Source organism: Simplicispira sp. GW247-4R2A (genome assembly GCF_059424465.1).
In genome coordinates, this window is the sequence record NZ_JBWKZM010000039.1 from 26,735 (window position 1) to 43,659 (window position 16,925).

Below are 16,925 nucleotides of genomic sequence, written 5' to 3' on the forward strand. Positions count from 1 at the left end.
GCCTTCTGGAACCTGATATGACCGAACCCCTCAGCAACGCCGAAATGACCCTGCGCGACGCCGCGCGTGAATACCACCGCAACCCGACGCGTGGCAAGATTTCCGTCACACCTACCAAGACACTGTCCAATCAGCGCGATCTGGCGCTGGCCTATTCGCCCGGCGTCGCCTACCCGTGCCTGGACATCCAGGCCAACCCATCGCTCGCCTTTGAGTTCACCGCCCGCGGCAACCTGGTGGGCGTGGTTACCAACGGCACCGCCGTGCTCGGCCTGGGCAACATCGGCCCGCTGGCGTCCAAGCCGGTGATGGAAGGCAAGGGGTGTTTGTTCAAGAAGTTCGCCGGGGTCGACGTGTTCGACATCGAACTGGCCGAAAACGACCCGGACAAGCTGGTTGACATGATTGCCGCGCTCGAACCCACGCTGGGCGGCGTCAACCTCGAAGACATCAAGGCGCCCGAGTGCTTCTACATCGAAGAAAAGCTGCGCGAGCGCATGAACATCCCGGTGTTCCACGACGACCAGCACGGCACGGCCATCATTTCATCGGCGGCGCTGCTCAACGGCCTCGAACTGGTGGGCAAGGACATTGCGGCAGTGAAAATCGCCGTCTCGGGCGCCGGTGCCGCAGCGCTCGCCTGCGTGAACGTGATGGTGGGCCTGGGTGTGACGCGCTCCAATGTCTTCATGGTGGACTCCAAGGGCGTTATTTATGAAGGCCGCCCCGGTGGCTACGACGCCTCCAAGGCCCGATACGCGCAAAAAACCGAGGCGCGCACGCTGGCCGACGTGGTGAGCGGCGCCGATGTGTTCCTGGGCTGCTCGGCCCCCGGCGTGCTCACAGCCGAGATGGTCAAAACCATGGCCGACAAGCCCATCATCCTGGCGCTGGCCAACCCCGAACCCGAAATCCGCCCCGAACTGGCCAAGGCCGTGCGGCCCGATTGCATCATCGCCACCGGGCGTTCGGACTACCCGAACCAGGTCAACAACGTTCTGTGCTTTCCGTACATCTTCCGCGGCGCGCTCGACTGCGGCGCGACCAAGATCACCGAGGCCATGAAGCTCGCCTGCGTGCGCGAGATTGCCGACTTGGCGAAGGCGGAAATGAGCGACGAAGTGGCGGCTGCCTACGCCGGCCAGGAACTGCGTTTCGGGCCTGACTACCTGATTCCCACGCCGTTTGATGCGCGTCTTATCTTGCGCATCGCCCCGGCAGTGGCGCGCGCAGCACAGGAATCGGGTGTCGCCACACGCCCGATTGAAGACCTGGAAGCCTACCGCCAAAGCCTCACGCGCTTCGTCTACCAGACCAGCATGTTCATGCGCCCGGTCTTTGCCATCGCCAAGGCCCTGCCGCAGCGCGTGGCCTATGCCGAAGGCGAGGACGAGCGTGTGCTGCGCGCGGCGCAATTCGCCGTGGACGACGGCCTGGCGCGCCCGATTCTGATTGGCCGCCCGGCCGTGATCGAAGCGCGCATCGCCCGCGCCGGTCTGCGCATTCAGCCGGGGCACGACGTCGAGGTCTGCAACCCCGAGGACGACCCGCGCTTTCGCACCTATTGGGAGAGCTACCACGCGCTGATGGGCCGCAATGGCGCAACGCCCGAGGCGGCCAAAGCGGCCGTGCGCCGCTCGAACACGCTGATTGCCTCGCTCATGGTGCACCTGGGCGACGCCGACGCCATGCTCTGCGGCCTGGTGGGCAAGTTCGACAGCCATTTGCAGCACATCCGCGACATCTTTGGCGTGGAGCCCGGCGCCCATTGCCTGGCCACCGTCAACGCACTCATGCTGGACAAGCACACGCTGTTCATTGCCGACACCTACATCAATGACGACCCGGATGCCCTGCAGCTCTCGGAAATCGCCCAGATGGCCGCCAAGGTTGTGCACCGCTTTGGCCTTCCGCCCAAGGTGGCTTTCCTGTCGCACTCGAACTACGGCTCGTCGAGCCGGCCTTCGGCGCGAAAAATGCGTGAGGCGCGTGATCTGTTTGCCGCCGCTGCGCCCGACATCGAATGCGACGGCGAGCTGCATGGCGATGCCGCCCTGTCCGAGAGCATCCGCGCGCACAGCTTGCTGGATTCAACGCTGCACGGCTCGGCCAACGTGCTGATCTGCCCCAACCTGGATGCCGCGAACATTCTGTTCAATGTGCTCAAGACCACGGGCGGCCATGGCACCACCATCGGCCCCATTCTGCTGGGCGCAGCCGGCGCGGCCCATGTGCTGACACCCTCGTCCACGGTGCGCCGGGTGGTCAATATGACGGCGCTGGCTGCTGCGCACGCATTGGCAAGAAAAGGCTGATTCCAATGGCCCGCGCCTGCGGGCCGCGCCGCAAAAGGCTCAGCCGCCTTCTGCGGTCGGCTCGCGCTCCATGAGCGCAGCGACGGCTTCTGCCGGCGAGAGCGTGCCGTCCAACAGCGCCACCACGCCCTCGCTGATCGGCATTTCCACCCCCAGAGCGCGCGCACGTTGCACCACGGTGCGGGCGCAGTACACGCCCTCGGCCACATGACCGAGCGAATCCACCGCTTGGGCCAGTGTCTGGCCCTGCGCCAGGAGCAATCCGACACGCCGGTTGCGGGAGAGGTCTCCCGTGGCGGTCAGCACCAGGTCGCCCAGGCCCGAGAGGCCCATGAAGGTTTCTGCGCGCGCACCCAGCGCGACGCCCAGGCGCGTCATTTCCGCAAGCCCGCGGGTAATGAGCGCCGCACGGGCATTCAAGCCCAGCGCCAGCCCGTCGCACAGGCCGGTGGCGATGGCGAGCACGTTCTTCACCGCACCGCCCACCTCCACGCCGACGATGTCGTCGTTGGCATAGACGCGCACACTCGGGCCGTGGAAGGCGCGCACCAGCGCATCGCGCACGGCCGCATATTCGCTGGCGGCCACCAGTGCTGTAGGCCGACCGGCCGCGACCTCTTGTGCAAAGCTCGGGCCACTCAGCACACCAGCTATTAAATCAGGAGCTACTTGCGCCTGTATCTCATGCCCTAGAAGCCCAAAAGGCGCAGAATTCTGGCTGCTCGCCTCGAAGCCTTTGCACAACCAGGCGACCGGCGCGCGGCAGTCGCGCAAGCCGTGCAGCAACCCGCGCAGCGCCGCCATGGGCGCGGCGAGCACCACCAGGTCGGAGGCCTGTGCGCGTGCCAGCAGGTCGGCAGCGTCGCCGCTGGCCAGCCCAAGAGACGGGGGGAAGGCCACGTCGGGCAGATAGCGCGCGTTGCTGCGTGCGGCCTGCATGGCCTGCTCCTGCGCCCTGCTGTGCGCCCACAGCGTGACGGCGTGGCCATCGGGATGGGCGGCCGCACTGATGGCCACCGCCGTCCCCCATGCTCCAGCGCCACAGACTATTATTTTCATAGCTGTCTACGCAAGTAGGGAAAGCGCCGGAGGCAAAAAAAGACCCAAATTACTGTGGCAGTGGGGGCGTCTCGCCGGCGCCAGCCGCCTGCGCCTGCTGCTGCTCGTACATGGCCTGAAAGTTGATTTCGGCCAAGTGCACAGGCGGGAAGCCGGCACGATTCACGATGTCCGCCACGTTGCCACGCAGGTAGGGGTAGACGATCTGCGGGCAGGCGATGCGCATGATGGCGCCCATTTGCTCTTCCGGGACGTTGCGGATTTCAAAGATGCCGGCCTGCTTGGCCTCGACCAGAAACACCGTCTTGTCCTTGATCTTGGTCTGCACCGTGGCCGTGACCGCCACTTCGTAGATGCCGTCGGCGACTGGGCTGGCTTCCACGCCGAGCTGAATGTCCACGCTGGGCTGCTCGGCTTCGAGCAGGATGCCCGGCGAATTGGGCTGCTCAAGCGACATGTCCTTGAGGTAGACGCGCTGGATCTGGAAGATGGGGGTGTCGTTGTCGGCCATGGTGTGCTTGCTTTCAGCTCAAACCGGGCCTGGCCAGGAGCGGCAGGCCCAAAAACAAACCCGCTGCAGGAGCAACTCCCGCAGCAGGCACATAGGGCAGGATTATGCCGCGCCCAGCAAGGGCATCAGCTCGCCTCGGCTATCGAGCGCCACCAGGTCGTCGTGGCCCCCCACATGGGTGTCGCCGATAAAGATTTGCGGTACGGTGCGCCGGCCGGTGATCTCCATCATGTGCATGCGGGCTTGCGGGTCGGTGTCGATGCGGATTTCCTCAATCGTCTCGACACCCTTGGCCTTGAGCATCTGCTTGGCCCGGATGCAGTAAGGGCAAACGCCGGTGGTGTACATCTTCACGGCTTGCATGGAAGTCCTTTCATTTTTCAGGATTTTTCAACCGGCAGGTTGGCAGCACGCCAGGCATTGAGCCCCCCGGCGAGCACTTGCACGTTGGAGTACCCCAGTTTGCGCGCCACCGCCGCGGCGCGATTGGCGCGGGCACCGCTGGCGCACAGCAGCACGACCGGCAGCGCCTTGTTCTTGACCATCGCCGGCAAGCGTGCCTCCAGATCAGCCAGCGGAGCGTTGCGCGCCCCTACGGCGTGGCCAGCGGCGTATTCGTCGGCACTGCAGACGTCGATCAGCACGCCTTTCTCCCGGTTGACGAGCTGCACGGCGCCCGCAGGCGCGAGCCCGCCGGGCATGCCACCCTTGAACATCGGCACCAGCAGCATGCCCCCCGAGGCGATGGCCATTACGAACAGATACCAGTTATCGAGAAAGAAAGTCACAGGAATCCTTGGGTTGCAAACCTGTCAATTTTAGAATGTATGGTTTTGACCCGCTCGCACCCAGGCCATCCATGCACAAGCTCGTACTCATTCGCCACGGTGAATCCACCTGGAATCTCGACAACCGCTTTACTGGCTGGACCGATGTGGACCTGACGGACACCGGCATCGAGCAGGCCAAAAACGCCGGCCGGCTGCTGCGTGAAGAAGGCTACGAGTTCGACCTCACCTGCACCAGCGTGCTCAAGCGCGCCATCCACACGCTGTGGCATTGCCTGGACGCCATGGAGCGCCAATGGCTGCCCGTGACCAAGAGCTGGCGCCTGAACGAGCGCCACTATGGCGCGCTGCAGGGCCTGAACAAGGGCGAAACCGCCAAAAAATACGGCGACGACCAAGTCCTCATCTGGCGCCGCAGCTACGACACGCCGCCGCCCGCGCTGGACGCCGCCGACGAGCGCAGCGAGCGCTCCGACCTGCGCTATGCAGGCTTGGCCGAGGGCGAAGTGCCGCTCACCGAATGCCTCAAGGACACGGTGGCACGGGTGATGCCATTCTGGAACGACACGCTGGCGCCCGCCATTCGGTCGGGCCAGCGCGTAATGGTGGCCGCGCACGGCAATTCGATTCGCGCGCTGGTCAAGTACCTCGATGGCATCTCCGACGCCGACATCGTGGGGCTGAACATCCCCAACGGCATCCCGCTGGTCTACGAACTGGACGCGGACCTCAAGCCCCTGCGCAGCTACTACCTGGGCGACGCCGAGGCCGCAGCCAAGGCCGCCGCCGCCGTGGCGTCTCAGGGCAAGGGCTGAGCGGGTTTTCCCGCACGCTGGTCGGGAACCCTGGCGACTCAGGCGCTTCCAAGGCAGCACGGTGTATATTGAATCGGTTAAAGGGGCTGTATGGGTCAAAAACTGAAAATCACGAGTTGGGTGGCAATTGGCGTATTGGCAGGGGCACTCACGACGGTGTCTTTGCAGACGGTGGCACGTGGAGCCATGTCGCCGCTGCCGCTGGAGGAAATCCAGCAGCTGTCCGCCGTGTTCGGCCTGATCAAGACCGACTACGTGGAGCCGGTGGACGACAAAAAGCTGATTACCGACGCCATCTCGGGCATGGTTTCCAGCCTGGACCCGCATTCGCAGTACTTCGACAAGAAGTCGTTTGCCGAATTCCGCGAAGGCACAACGGGCCGCTTTGTCGGGCTGGGCATCGAGATCACCCAGGAAGATGGGCTGATCAAGATCGTCTCGCCCATTGAAGGCTCCCCCGCTTTCCGCGCCGGCCTCAAGACCAATGACCTGATCACCAAGATTGAGGACACGCCCGTCAAGACCCTGACCTTGAGCGAAGCCGTCAAGCGCATGCGTGGCCAGCCCAACACCCAGGTGACGCTGACCATCCTGCGCAAGAACGAAAGCCGCACGTTCCCGGTAACCATCACGCGCGAGGAGATCAAGACGCAGTCGGTCAAGGGCAAGATCATGGAACCTGGCTACGGGTGGATCCGGGTGTCGCAGTTCCAGGACCGCACCGTCGAAGACTTCGTTCAGAAGGCGCAAGAGCTCTACAAGCAAGACCCGAAGATGAAAGGCATGGTGCTGGACCTGCGCAATGACCCGGGCGGCCTGCTGGATGGCGCCGTCGCCATTGCCTCGGCCTTCCTGCCCGCTGACACCACGATCGTCTCCACCAATGGCCAGTTGGCCGAAAGCAAGGCCACCTACAAGGCCGCCCCCGAGTTTTACGCACGCCAGGGCGACCCGTTGCGGGGACTGCCGGCCGGACTCAAGACCGTCCCCCTGGTGGTGCTGGTGAACGAGGGCTCTGCCTCGGCCAGCGAAATCGTGGCTGGCGCGCTGCAGGACAACAAGCGCGCCATCGTCATGGGCAGCCAGACCTTTGGCAAAGGCTCGGTGCAAACGGTGCGGCCACTGGGCCCGGACACCGGCATCAAGCTCACCACCGCACGCTACTACACGCCCAGCGGCAAATCCATCCAGGCCAAGGGCATCGTGCCCGACGTGCTGATCGACGAAACCGCCGAAGGCAACCTGTTCGCCTCCCTGCGCATGCGCGAAGCCGATCTGGCCAAGCATTTGAGCAGCGGTCAGGGCGCCGAAGTCGAAGACAAGGCCCGCGAAGAAGCACGCGAAGAAGCGCGCAAGCGGCTGGAAGAAGAATCCAAGAAACCACTTGCCGAGCGCCGCGTACCCGAATTCGGCGCCGACAAGGATTTCCCGCTGCAGCAAGCTCTGAACCAGTTGCGTGGCAAGCCAGTACTGGTGAGCAAGACGCAAACCGAGCGCAAGGAAGAGGCCAAGGCCAACTGACTCCTCTAGGGACGTCTCGCAGGCTGGCGGCCTCTGGGCTGACCAGCCTTTGCTTTGCCCTTGGAAGCCTCGCAGCACTGCCATGACCGACGACCAACTCCTGCGCTATTCGCGCCACATTCTTCTCGATGACATCGGCATTGAGGGACAGGAGCGGATCATGGCCAGCCACGCACTGGTGATCGGCGCCGGCGGACTGGGCTCCCCCGCCTTGCTCTACCTCGCAGCCGCAGGCGTGGGACGCATCACGCTGGTGGACGACGACACGGTCGATCTCACCAACCTGCAGCGGCAGATCGCGCACACCAGTGCCCGCGTGGGCCTGCCCAAGGTGGTATCGGCGGCCCAAGCCATGCAGGAGATCAACCCGGACGTGCAGGTCACGCCCCTGCAGCAGCGCGTGGACGCCAACCTGCTGGACGACCTGGTCCCCGGCGCCGACGTGGTCCTCGATTGCAGCGACAACTACACGACACGCCAAGCGGTCAACGCCGCCTGCGTGCGGCATGCGCGCCCGCTGGTGGCCGGCGCGGCGATACGGTTTGACGCCCAGATCACGGTAGTGGACCAACGCGTGGCCGACACGGCCTGCTACGCCTGCCTGTTTCCTCCAGCCGCGCGCTTCGAGGAAGAAGCGTGCTCCACACTCGGCATATTTGCCCCCCTTGTGGGCGTGGTGGGCGCTCTGCAAGCGGCAGAAGCGCTGAAGCTTCTGGTGGGTACCGGCCAATCTCTGGCGGGGCGCTTGTGGATGCTGGACGGGCGTTCCATGGAGTGGAGCAGCATGCGCACCCAGCGCGACCCAGCGTGCCCCGTATGCGCAGGTTGCACGTAGGAGCTTGCCTACGGCAGGCACGTGCGTGTGCTGGCAGAATCATCGCCACTCGCTACGTACACTGCCCCCACGGGTCATGCGCTCCCGCCTCACCGGACTGGCCGACAGTGAAATTAAAAACCTACATCGTCGAAGACAACGCCACCATTCGGGAGAACCTGATCGGGACGCTGGAAGAGCTTGCAGCCATTGAACCGGTCGGAGTGGCCGAGACGGAAGACGACGGCAAAGCCTGGCTCACGCACCACAGCTCCGAGTGGGATTTGGCCATCATCGACCTTTTCCTGCGCCAGGGCAGCGGTTTGGGAATATTGGCGGCCTGCCACGAGCGCAAGCCGCACCAGCGGGTGGTCGTGCTGAGCAACTACGCCACGCCCGACGTGCGCATGCGCTGCGCACAACTGGGTGTCGACGCAGTGTTCGACAAATCAAACGAAATAGACGCTCTGGTGGATTACTGCATCTCGCAGGCCGACAGCCTTGACGCTGACACTGCGCACCCTCATTCCTGAGTGCTCGGCACCGCGGCGCAGCTGTCTGTGCACCATGCACCGGCACCAGCGCTTTTCAGTCGATCAAACGATTTTTCAGTGCGTAATAGGTCAGATCGCTGTTGGAGCTGAGCGCCATTTTTTCCATCAGGCGCGTGCGGTAGGTGCTCACGGTTTTCACGCTGAGCGACAAATCCTTGGCGATGTCTCCCGCCGTCTCTCCACGCGCCAACTTCAAGAACACCTGGAACTCGCGCTCCGAGAGCTGTTCATGCGGCGGTGCATCGTCCTTGCGGTTGAGTTGCTGCGCCAGCAGTTCGGCCACGGCGGGGGTCAGGTAGCGGCGGCCAAGGGCAATGGTGCGAATCGCCTCGACAATCTCCTTGGGCTCGCATTCCTTGTTCAGATAGCCGCTCGCACCCTGGCGAATGAGCGAAATGGCGTAGTGCTCCTCGGGATAGCCGCTGAGTATCAGAATCCCCATCTCCGGGGCCTTGGCGCGCAGCATGGCCAGCGCATCCAGGCCGCTCTGTCCGGGCATGGCAAGGTCCATCAGCAACACATCGATTTCGTGGTTGCGCACCAGATCGATAGCCTCGCGCCCGTTGCCCGCCTCGCCCACGACGCGCAGATCTACATGTTCCGAGAGGAACTGGCGCAAGCCCGAGCGAACAATTGCGTGGTCATCGACAATGCCGATATTGATCATGCTGCCTCTTTCTGCCCACCTGCTGGCGGCCTGTTTCTTGGTTTGAATGACAACCATCTGGAGCTGACTGCCCTCAGGGTGCGCATGCAGATCATTATCCGGAATTTGGCATTGTGACCACCGTCTTTAGGACATTTTCCATGCAATGGTCCCAATTGAAGAAATTTGCCTTCAGCCTGCCGATTGCGATAGCGGCCACCCTGGCGCTCTTGGCCATCAACGAAATCGGGTTTCGCAGCTCCGTCGCCGCACTCGAACAGGTGGAACGCACCCAGGCCCTGCGCGATTCGGTCATGCAATTGCTGCAAAGCATGCTGGACGCAGAAACAGGGCACCGGGGCTATCTGCTGACAGGCGACGAGCGCTACCTGGCACCCTACGACCAGGCGATCTCCACGGTCAATACCAACCTGGACCAATTGCGGATCATGGTGATCGGCTCGCAGGCCGATCTTGCGGAGTTCGCACAACTCTCGCGCCAGGTCTCACGCAAGCTGTCGGAAATGAACCTGAGCCTGCGCCTGCGCCGCGAGGGCAACGAAGATGCCTGGAAGTTTGTGCTCTCGACCGACGTCGGACTGGAAAACATGGAGGCCATTCGCCAACACGCCAAAGCCCTCATCGATTTCACCACGCTGGCCACGTTGCAGGACCGAGGCAAGATTCGCCAGTCGCTGCTGCTCTCGCGCCTGGGAATTTCTGCGGTGAGTGCCATTGGCCTGCTGGCGTTTGCCATGTATTTGCGCCAAACCACGGCGCTGCAAAAGGCGACGGAACGCGAACAGGTGTTGCTGGAAGCCGAGCGTGCACGGCTCGAAGGATTGGTACGCGCGCGCACCGAAACGCTCTCCGAGCTGGCCAGGCACTTGCAGGTCGTGCGCGAGGAAGAGCGCGGGCACCTTGCGCGCGAACTCCACGATGAACTTGGCGCACTCCTGACAGCGGCAAAACTCGACGTGGCACGCCTCAAGTCCCGCACGGCGACCGCGGGCCCCGAAGTGGCAGAACGGCTCCAGCATTTGACCGACACCCTGAATGGGGTGATTGCCCTCAAGCGCCGCATCATCGAAGACCTGCGCCCTTCCTCGCTCTCGAACCTGGGCTTGACGGCGGCGCTCGAAATTCTCACGCGTGAATTCGCCGAGCGTGCCAACCTTGATGTGCAAATCAACGTGGAGCCGGTCACGCTGCCCGATGCAACGAATCTCACGATCTACCGCATGGTCCAGGAATCGCTCAACAACATTGCCAAGTACGCCCGTGCACAGCATGTGCTGGTCACGGTGCACAACCACCCCACGCACATCGCCGTACAGATTCGCGACGACGGCATTGGCTTTGCGGAGGAAAACGTCCGGCGCAACGCCCATGGCCTCCTGGGCATGCGCCACCGGGTCGAAGCGGCAGGCGGGCGGTTGACCATTACCTCGTCGCCAGACACAGGGACACTGGTTTCTGCAGTGATTCCCATTGTCCCTACGGCCCCTGCGGCTCCTGCGCTGGCCACAGCCATCTGAGCTGCGGCGCCACCCCGGCGGCTTCACATCCTGCGGCAGCCGTGCGATTTTTGTAGGCCTATGCCTACACAACCACCCCCCTGCAAACTGACGGTGCGTGGCGACCGCACCTTGCAGCCCGCTGGTGGCAGCACGCTTAGAGTAGCGACAACTGTGTTGAAACCTTCAACGCACACCCGCTCAATCGCACCGCGACACTGAAACAGGAGCTAAAAAATGCTGCACTACGCCGTTGTCTTTCTTGTCATTGCGCTCATCGCCGCCTTGTTCGGCTTTGGTGGCATCGCTGCCGGCGCTGTGGGCATTGCCAAGATATTGTTCTTCATCTTTGTCGTACTCGCAGTGCTCACGTTCGTGGCAAGCTTGTTTCGGCGCGGATAACGGTATTTCGCCCCGCTCCAGCGCCAACCCCTATAGGAAACCGACATGAACCCGCAACAAGTCACCGAAAAAATCAACCAGGCCACGGATCGCACGGCTGACGCCCTACGCAACACCGCAGACGCCACCTTGCAGGGCGCACAGCACGCCGTGAACGCAACGCGCAATGCAGCAAACACCCAGTTGGACCGGGCTGCGGCCGCCGTGGACTCCATGCGTGACGACATCGACCCAACGATCAACGAGCTTGCCGCCAAGGCCCAGGCCCTGGCAGAACGCAGCATCAACTACTGCGCGCACACCAGCGAGCGCCTGCGCCAGCAGGTAGACCACTACAGCCAGGCGACCACGCGCTACGTGGTGGACCAACCTGCCAAATCCATGCTGATTGCCTTCGGCAGCGGCGCGGCGCTTGCCACGCTGCTCATTCTCGCCACGCGCGGCCGACGCGACTGACAGCCCACAACCGCCGCGGCCAAGTCCGACTTGCCCGCCCCATGACCAGCCAAGAAGGGACCCCATGAGCAAGAAGACCAACAGCACCACCTTGGAACTCGACCACACCGCCTTGCGCGCCGCCGCTACCCAGGAGCTTGACCGCGGCGCAGTGACGCCCGCTTCAAGCCCGTACCGCGAGTCCATCGTCAAATTGCTCAACGGTGCGTTGGCGACCGAGCTGGTCTGTGTGCTGCGCTACAAGCGCCACCATTTCACCGCCCATGGCCTGGCATCGCCCGCCATTGCCGACGAATTGCTGGTGCATGCCGATGAAGAATCCGGCCACGCGGACCTGCTCGCCCGGCGCATCGTGCAGCTGGGTGGCGAACCCGACTTCTCGCCCAAGGGCATTGAGGAGCGCAGCCATGCCGACTACGACGATTCCACCGATCTGAAAACCATGCTGCGCGCCGACCTGGTGGCCGAGCGCATTGCCGTCGAGGCTTACCGCCAGATGATCAACCTGATCGGCGACAAAGACCCCACCACGCGGCGCATGCTCGAAGAAATCCTCAGCGATGAGGAAGAGCATGCCGACGAAATCCGCGATTGGCTCGACCAGTAAGCCCTCGCTTTTCCCTTCTCCCTTTCCCCCCACAGTCGGTCCGATCCGGGAGGTGCAACAGATCGACCGGCTGCATGTTTCCCAGCACCAGTGTTCCCCCACCAACTTCCAAGGAAAAACCATGAAATACGCACGCGCCCTCGCCTTTGCCGCCATTGCCGGCATCACCGTCCTCTCCACCGGCTGCTCGGTGGCGCGCCACCAGCAAACGGTTGGCTCCTACGTGGACGACGCCGGCATCACCACGGCCGTGAAGGCCAAGATGGCGGAAGACAAGTCTGTCTCGGCCACCTCCATCAGCGTGGAAACGCTGAACGGCACGGTGCAGCTCTCGGGCTTTGCCAAGTCGCAACATGAGAAAGACACTGCAGCCGAAATCGCCCGCACCACCAAGAACGTGCGCGACGTGCGCAACAACATCGTGGTTCGTCCGTAATTTTTTCGGATCAGAATCAAAAACCCGCTTCGGCGGGTTTTTTTACGTCTGCCCGTTTCGGTAGGTTTTTTGCGTTTGCCCGCTTCGGCAGGTTTTTTTACGCAAGGTTCGGCGACGTCTGATCTCGCTTCTTTTGCATCAGGCGCGCCAGCACGCCGGGCGAGACGAACTTTTCGACCTCGCCGCCCAGCAGCGCAATCTCGCGCACGAAGGTGCTGCTGATGAACTGGAACTTGTCGCCCGGCGTGAGGAACACCGTTTCGACCTCGGGCATCAGCGCCCGGTTCATGCCGGCGAGCTGGAACTCGTAATCAAAATCGGTCACGGCGCGCAGGCCGCGCACCATGGCCTTGCCGCCGTTGTTCACGACAAAGTCGCGCACCAAGCCGTCGAAGCTCGCCACGCTCACCTGCGGATAGGGCGCCACGGCCTCACGCACCATGGCCAGGCGGTCTTCCAGGCTGAACAGCGTTTTTTTGTGGTGGCCGGCCGCCACCGCCACAATCACCGTGCCAAAGAGCTGCGTCGCCCGGTGCACGATGTCTTCATGGCCGAGCGTGATGGGGTCAAAGGTGCCTGGGTAAACGGCGATGACGTTTTTCTGGGTCATGGGCTTCTTTCAGCGGCTGCGCACCGCAGCCTGCGTGCGACAAGCCATTATGGACGCCAAGCGGCGACCGGATGCAGCGTCGAATTTCAAGCAAAATTAGGCTGTATCGCTTATTCTATAAGCGCAAGCAGCTATATTTTTCGGAGCAGATGCGCATGCACCGCGCCGGCACGCAAGTAGCGGTGAACCGCAAGGCCCAGGTCCGCCAGGGTTTCGTCGCTCCAGCGCTCGGGTGCTTCCAGGTAAATGAACCCCTGCGGCGCCAGCGCGGCAACCGCCGCGCGCAAGGCCGGCTCGAAGAGCGCACTGCCAAAAGGCGGGTCGAGGAAGACCGCATCCAGACTGGCCGGCGCGCTCTGGCGCAGCGCAGACACGCCGTCGCCGCGCTGCACGCGCACGGCACCCGCTTGCAGGCGCTGCTGCCAGGCGTGCAACTGCGCCACCAGCGCCGGCTCACTTTCCACCAGTTGGACCGAGGCCGCGCCGCGCGAGGCGGCCTCGAAGCCGAGCGCGCCAGTGCCGGCAAACGCATCCAGGCAGCGCCAGCCGCCCAGATCCTGGCCCAGCCAGTTGAACAACGTCTCGCGCACGCGGTCGGGCGTGGGGCGCAGGCCTTCGATTTTTGCCACCGGCAAACGCGTGCGCTTCCATTGGCCACCAATGATGCGCACTTCACCCGGCACTGCGGCGGGTTTGGCGCGCACAGCACCCGGTGCGGGGCGCTTCAAGGCTGCGCCCCCAGCACCACGGTGACCATGCGATCGGGCTGGAGCTTGCGCGCCATGGCGGCGCGCACGTCGGCCACGGTGAGTGCGGCCACGCGGTCGGTCCAGCCGTCGAGGTAGTCGAGCGGCAAGCCATTGGTGGCAATGTTCACCACGTTGCCCAGGAGCTTGCGGTTGCTGTCGATGCGCAGGGCAAAGCCGCCAATCAGGTTGTCCTTGGCGGCTTTGAGCTCGGCCTCGGTGGGGCCCTCGGCGACGAAACGCTCGAGCACCGCGCGCGACACCTTGAGCGCTTCGGCCGCCTGGTCGGGGCGCGTCTGCAGGCTCACGACAAAGGCGCCGGCGTTCAAGCCGGGCGCAAACTGGCTGGAGACGCTGTAGCTCAGGCCGCGCTTTTCACGCACCTGCTCCGTCAGGCGCGACGTGAAGCCCCCGCCTCCCAGAATGTGGTTGCCCACCAGCAGCGCGAGAAAATCCGGGTCGCTGCGCTTGAAGCCAGGCTGGCCGATGAGCACATAGGCCTGTGCCGACTGGAAGGGAATGTTGATTTCCTCGGCCTTTGCAAGCGGCTGCACCGCCGGCACGGCAGGCAGCGCAGCGCAGGGCGCACCGCTGGGCAGGTGGGCCAGCAAGGTGCCCACCAGCGTCTGCGCTTGCGGGCGCGAGACCGCGCCGACGATGGACACCTTGGCGCGGCAGGCCTGCAGGCTGCGCTCGGCATAGGCGCGCAGGTCGGCCACTTCGATCTTAGAGACGGTCTCTGCCGTCACCTGCTGGCCATAGGGATGCGTGCCATACACCGCCTTGGCAAACGCCTTGCCCGCCACGGTGCCAGGGCGGGTATCGGATTCGCGGATCGCCGCACTCCAGCGCGAGCGTTCGCGCTGCCAGACGTCTTCAGGCCAGGCAGGCTGGCCGATCTGGCGCGAGGCGAGCTCTGCGGCGCGCGCCAGCAGGGGTGCGTCGGTCAGGGAGCGCAGCGAAAAGCTGAAGGCGTCTCTATCGGCCCCGGCGCCAAACGAGGCACCGAGGTCTGCCCAGGCCTCGCCGAGCGCGTTTTCATCAATCGCCGGGGCATCGCCCGCAGCGCGTACGCCCTTGGTGACCATGTCGGCCGCAGCGCTGGCGAGGCCCGCCTGCGCCGCCGGGTCGCGCCGGCTGCCGGCGTCGAAATCGACCTGCACGTCCACCATGGGAAGCGCCGGGCTTTGCACCAGCCAGACCTGCGCACCGCTGGGCTCGACCCAATGCTCAATCGGCAGCAAAGCCCAGGCAGATTGAGAGTAAAAAACCACTCCAGCGCTTATTGCAAAAGCGCGAGCAGCTATTTTTTTAATAGCGTTCATGGAAACCGTCCTGAAAATGCGGGTAGCGGCGTGGGCTTAGCGAATGGCGCCGCCGGCGTCGCCCGCTGGGCGCTTGCGCGTTCCGGGTGCCACCGGCTGGGGCAGCAGCGTCGCCACCGTCAGCTGGTCGTCCCCAAAGTAGCGCTGCGCCACGCTTTGCACCTCGCTGGGCTGTACGCCGCGCAGCAAGGTCAGCAGCCGGTCTTCCGCATCGAGCGGCAGGCCCTGCACCCAGTTGCTGCCCAGCTCGCTGGCCTGGTTCTGCAGCGAGTCACGGTCGTACACGCGGCTGGCAATCCATTGGGTCTTGACGCGGGTGAGTTCCGCCTCGCTCACGCCCTCCTTGGCCACACGTGCCACTTCGGCACGCAGCGCGGCTTCGACTTGCGCCGCCGTCTTGCCAGTGGCCGGCACGCCGGAGAGGTAGAACTGCGACGGCCCCCGGCCAAACACCGAGGCACCGCTGTTGGCGCTATCGGCTACGCGGTCCGGCCCCTGGGTGAGGCCACGCTCCAGGCGCGCTCCGTCGTAGCCCGAGAGCACGCCCGAGAGCAGCAGCAGCGCCAGCGCGTCGCGATCGTTGGCAGTGGGTTCCGTGAGGGAACGAAGCGACGGCGCCCGGTACGCGAGCGCCACATAGGCCTGGTCGGCCGGGGCCTTGACCTCGATGCGCCGCATGCCCATCTGCGGCGGCTCGGCGCGCGGCTTGCGCGTGGGCACGGCCCGCGCCGGAATGGCGCCGTAGGTTTTTTGCGCCAGCGCCAACACCTGCTGCGGGTCTACGTCGCCGGCGACCACCACCACGGCGTTGGCCGGCACGTACCACTTGCGGTAGAAGGCGCGGACGTCGTCGGGCGCCATGGCGTCGAGGTCGCTCATCCAGCCTATCACCGGTCGGTGGTAGGGCGAGGCGATAAAGGCCGCCGCATAGAGCTGCTCGGACAGCAGGGCCCGTGGCTGGTCCTCGGTGCGCATGCGGCGCTCTTCCTTCACCACTTCAAGCTCGTGCCTGAATTCCTTGTCTGGCCACTGGTTGTGCGCGAAACGGTCGGATTCAAGGCGCATCACGTCTTCCAGCTTGTTCGCCGGAATCTGCTGGTAGTAGCCGGTGTAGTCGCGGCTGGTAAAGGCGTTTTCCTGCCCGCCCAGAGCCGCCACGCGGCGCGAGAACTCGCCCGGCGCCAACTTTTCGCTGCCTTTGAACATCATGTGCTCGATCACATGCGCGACGCCACTGACGCCATCGACTTCGTCTATCGACCCCACCCGCACCCAGACCATGTGCACCGCCGTGGGCGCGCGCCGGTCGGGCTGCACGATGAGCTGCATGCCATTGGCCAGCGTGAATTGTGAGGGGGCCACTGCCTGCGCCACCACAGGAGTGGCTTGCGTGGTGGCAGCGTGCGCGGGAAGGAAACCTGCGGCGCACAGCGCCAGGCCCAAAGCAGTGAAGATGCGTTTCATAGAATGGCTGATTCTAAGAAGCGGCGAAATGTTCAGTTTTTTCAAGAAAAAGCCGGCCCCCCCGGCCACTCCCGCCGAAGCCCCCAAGCTTGCGGCAACACCCAATGCCGCTGTGGACGCTGCGCAGGTCGCGGCGTCTGACCCAGGCCCGGAAGCGCGCGCGAGCGATTCTGTGCCAGTGGCAGCGCCACATGTTGCGGCGGACAGGCCCATGGCAACCGACGCTGCCGAGGCGCAACCCCGGCCGCCAGAGGCGCCTCCCACCCTGCCCGGCAAAGACAAGGACGAGGCCCCCGCACCGGCTGGCCCTCGCGGCTGGCTGCGCAATCCGTTTGCCCG

General features: G+C 64.3%; 19 protein-coding genes. 10 read left to right on the forward strand and 9 right to left on the reverse strand.

Going from position 1 to position 16,925, the window contains the following annotated elements; all coding sequences use genetic code 11:
- Positions 1 to 17 precede the first annotated feature (17 nt).
- Positions 18 to 2,315, forward strand: coding sequence for an NADP-dependent malic enzyme (locus tag AC07ZH_RS19430; RefSeq protein ID WP_495200972.1), 2,298 nt, complete (start codon positions 18 to 20; stop codon positions 2,313 to 2,315).
- A 39-nt stretch (positions 2,316 to 2,354) separates the two neighbouring features.
- Here AC07ZH_RS19430 and AC07ZH_RS19435 read toward each other — a convergent pair whose 3' ends face one another.
- The 4 genes from AC07ZH_RS19435 to AC07ZH_RS19450 form a co-directional block, all read right to left on the reverse strand.
- Complete coding sequence (locus AC07ZH_RS19435; RefSeq protein WP_495200973.1) at positions 2,355 to 3,374, reverse strand: NAD(P)H-dependent glycerol-3-phosphate dehydrogenase; 1,020 nt, start codon at positions 3,372 to 3,374, stop codon at positions 2,355 to 2,357.
- A 49-nt stretch (positions 3,375 to 3,423) separates the two neighbouring features.
- On the reverse strand, positions 3,424 to 3,885 hold the full coding sequence (gene secB / locus AC07ZH_RS19440) for a protein-export chaperone SecB (RefSeq protein WP_119108828.1): 462 nt from the start codon (positions 3,883 to 3,885) through the stop codon (positions 3,424 to 3,426).
- A gap of 102 nt (positions 3,886 to 3,987) precedes the next feature.
- Positions 3,988 to 4,248, reverse strand: coding sequence for a glutaredoxin 3 (grxC, locus tag AC07ZH_RS19445; RefSeq protein ID WP_119108829.1), 261 nt, complete (start codon positions 4,246 to 4,248; stop codon positions 3,988 to 3,990).
- A gap of 17 nt (positions 4,249 to 4,265) precedes the next feature.
- Positions 4,266 to 4,673: a rhodanese-like domain-containing protein gene (locus tag AC07ZH_RS19450; protein WP_119108830.1), complete on the reverse strand. Its 408-nt coding sequence runs from the start codon at positions 4,671 to 4,673 to the stop codon at positions 4,266 to 4,268.
- A gap of 71 nt (positions 4,674 to 4,744) precedes the next feature.
- On the opposite strand from AC07ZH_RS19450, the gene gpmA reads away from it, so the two are divergent.
- From gpmA to AC07ZH_RS19470, 4 genes are all read left to right on the forward strand, one after another.
- Positions 4,745 to 5,488 carry a 2,3-diphosphoglycerate-dependent phosphoglycerate mutase gene (gene gpmA / locus AC07ZH_RS19455; protein WP_495200974.1) on the forward strand — a complete coding sequence of 248 codons (744 nt, stop codon included), beginning with the start codon at positions 4,745 to 4,747 and terminating at the stop codon, positions 5,486 to 5,488.
- Between the two features lie 90 nt (positions 5,489 to 5,578).
- Positions 5,579 to 7,009, forward strand: a complete 1,431-nt coding sequence (locus tag AC07ZH_RS19460) for a S41 family peptidase (protein ID WP_495200975.1) — start codon at positions 5,579 to 5,581, stop codon at positions 7,007 to 7,009.
- A gap of 82 nt (positions 7,010 to 7,091) precedes the next feature.
- Positions 7,092 to 7,844: a HesA/MoeB/ThiF family protein gene (locus AC07ZH_RS19465; RefSeq protein WP_495200976.1), complete on the forward strand. Its 753-nt coding sequence runs from the start codon at positions 7,092 to 7,094 to the stop codon at positions 7,842 to 7,844.
- 107 nt (positions 7,845 to 7,951) lie between these two features.
- Positions 7,952 to 8,356 carry a response regulator gene (locus AC07ZH_RS19470; protein WP_119108834.1) on the forward strand — a complete coding sequence of 135 codons (405 nt, stop codon included), beginning with the start codon at positions 7,952 to 7,954 and terminating at the stop codon, positions 8,354 to 8,356.
- A 55-nt stretch (positions 8,357 to 8,411) separates the two neighbouring features.
- On the opposite strand, the gene AC07ZH_RS19475 is transcribed toward AC07ZH_RS19470, so the two are convergent.
- The gene (locus tag AC07ZH_RS19475) at positions 8,412 to 9,044 is read right to left on the reverse strand and encodes a response regulator (protein ID WP_119109445.1); all 633 of its coding nucleotides are present in this window, start codon (positions 9,042 to 9,044) and stop codon (positions 8,412 to 8,414) included.
- A 140-nt stretch (positions 9,045 to 9,184) separates the two neighbouring features.
- Here AC07ZH_RS19475 and AC07ZH_RS19480 point away from each other — a divergent pair, with 140 nt between their 5' ends.
- The 5 genes from AC07ZH_RS19480 to AC07ZH_RS19500 all read left to right on the forward strand — a co-directional run bounded on the left by AC07ZH_RS19480 (position 9,185) and on the right by AC07ZH_RS19500 (position 12,441).
- A complete protein-coding gene (locus AC07ZH_RS19480; RefSeq protein ID WP_495200977.1) occupies positions 9,185 to 10,561 on the forward strand; it encodes a sensor histidine kinase in 1,377 nt (458 codons plus the stop codon).
- Between the two features lie 216 nt (positions 10,562 to 10,777).
- Positions 10,778 to 10,942, forward strand: coding sequence for a DUF1328 domain-containing protein (locus AC07ZH_RS19485; protein ID WP_119108836.1), 165 nt, complete (start codon positions 10,778 to 10,780; stop codon positions 10,940 to 10,942).
- Between the two features lie 45 nt (positions 10,943 to 10,987).
- Positions 10,988 to 11,398: a hypothetical protein gene (locus tag AC07ZH_RS19490; RefSeq protein ID WP_495200978.1), complete on the forward strand. Its 411-nt coding sequence runs from the start codon at positions 10,988 to 10,990 to the stop codon at positions 11,396 to 11,398.
- 64 nt (positions 11,399 to 11,462) lie between these two features.
- Positions 11,463 to 12,005, forward strand: coding sequence for a ferritin-like domain-containing protein (locus AC07ZH_RS19495; RefSeq protein ID WP_119108838.1), 543 nt, complete (start codon positions 11,463 to 11,465; stop codon positions 12,003 to 12,005).
- A gap of 121 nt (positions 12,006 to 12,126) precedes the next feature.
- On the forward strand, positions 12,127 to 12,441 hold the full coding sequence (locus AC07ZH_RS19500; RefSeq protein WP_119109446.1) for a BON domain-containing protein: 315 nt from the start codon (positions 12,127 to 12,129) through the stop codon (positions 12,439 to 12,441).
- A 97-nt stretch (positions 12,442 to 12,538) separates the two neighbouring features.
- On the opposite strand, the gene coaD is transcribed toward AC07ZH_RS19500, so the two are convergent.
- The 4 genes from coaD to AC07ZH_RS19520 all read right to left on the reverse strand — a co-directional run bounded on the left by coaD (position 12,539) and on the right by AC07ZH_RS19520 (position 16,586).
- Positions 12,539 to 13,051, reverse strand: a complete 513-nt coding sequence (gene coaD / locus AC07ZH_RS19505; RefSeq protein WP_495200979.1) for a pantetheine-phosphate adenylyltransferase — start codon at positions 13,049 to 13,051, stop codon at positions 12,539 to 12,541.
- Between the two features lie 131 nt (positions 13,052 to 13,182).
- Positions 13,183 to 13,779, reverse strand: coding sequence for a 16S rRNA (guanine(966)-N(2))-methyltransferase RsmD (gene rsmD / locus AC07ZH_RS19510; protein ID WP_495200980.1), 597 nt, complete (start codon positions 13,777 to 13,779; stop codon positions 13,183 to 13,185).
- Positions 13,776 to 15,122, reverse strand: coding sequence for a M16 family metallopeptidase (locus tag AC07ZH_RS19515; protein ID WP_495200981.1), 1,347 nt, complete (start codon positions 15,120 to 15,122; stop codon positions 13,776 to 13,778). Before AC07ZH_RS19515 ends, rsmD begins: the two co-directional genes overlap by 4 nt.
- A 36-nt stretch (positions 15,123 to 15,158) precedes the next feature.
- On the reverse strand, positions 15,159 to 16,586 hold the full coding sequence (locus AC07ZH_RS19520; protein WP_495200982.1) for a M16 family metallopeptidase: 1,428 nt from the start codon (positions 16,584 to 16,586) through the stop codon (positions 15,159 to 15,161).
- Positions 16,587 to 16,925: the final 339 nt, after the last annotated feature.